Genomic DNA, 574 nt, shown 5'->3' with positions numbered 1-574 from the left:
GAAGGATTACCGGATCAAATGTGGTGACCGCCAAAAGGTCATGCGCTTGGCTACACCCGAGTTCATCCGCCGCTTCCTGATCCACGTTCTGCCTGACGGGTTCCACCGCATCCGCCACTACGGCCTGCTGGCCAGTTCAGCGCGCAAGACGAACATCAAGAAGATCCGGACGTTGCTTGGTGTTCAACGCACCGACGAAATCACCGAGCCAGAGCAGGAGTCCGAGGTCACCCCGCTCACTTTGCGCGAGCCATGCCCCTGCTGCGGCGGTCCAATGCGCATCATCGAGATCTTCCGGCGTGGTCAGACACCGATGTCGCGTGCGCCACCACGGGAGCAGGCCGCATGATCCGATGCTTGACCACACACTTCGATATGCTCCGTTCGTCTTTGGCTGATCGGTCAAATCCACTTGCGGTCATCACTCAGAATGAATGCTGTGACTCACAGCACATGGGCTCAATCGGCAAAATGCCCGCGACCAAGGTGGCAGAAAATGACCGCAGCTGGCGCATCAAACACCGTCAGCTGCGCGTCTGTGGCAAAGTCAGCCTCATCCGTCTGCGCTCTTTCC

At 58.7% G+C, this 574-nt stretch carries 1 protein-coding gene; it reads left to right on the top strand.

The annotated features are described in order from the left end of the window. On the top strand, nucleotides 1–349 hold a 349-nt coding region (locus ACR0D9_RS20625; RefSeq protein ID WP_480540109.1), incomplete at its 5' end, for a transposase. Nucleotides 350–574 lie beyond the last annotated feature (225 nt).

The organism is Ruegeria sp. AK11 (genome assembly GCF_056541095.1).
The sequence above is the reverse complement of the archived record's forward strand: the minus strand, read 5'-3'. Positions and strand labels throughout refer to the sequence as shown.